The 254-nt window shown below is 58.7% G+C and carries 1 protein-coding gene; it reads left to right on the top strand.

Annotated elements, in window-relative coordinates:
- Window positions 1-254 (top strand): DUF2931 family protein (locus tag OGX97_RS02560; RefSeq protein WP_286573053.1); only part of this gene is annotated, 254 nt, incomplete at both ends.

A 254-nucleotide genomic window follows, 5' to 3' on the forward strand; every position in this document is an offset into this window, starting at 1 on the left:
CAGTACATTGTCTTCTGCTGGGATTCCTATATTGACCAGCAGACCTATGAAACCAGCGCCGTCTTCGGCCCCGAAACCTGGCAGAGGATGAAAACACCTGCCGATCATACCCGCCCATCGGGCGCCCCTGTCTGGTACAACAGAATGGTGTTTGGCCTGTCTCCCGGCGGCAAGGTCAAAATCTGGTTTTCCGATGTCGCCGGACGCCCCAGCCTGCCGGTCACGCCCCTGAAACTGACAACCCGCTCCGGCAA

This window comes from Citrobacter sp. Cpo061 (assembly GCF_030332845.1).
GTDB lineage: Bacteria > Pseudomonadota > Gammaproteobacteria > Enterobacterales > Enterobacteriaceae > Citrobacter > Citrobacter portucalensis.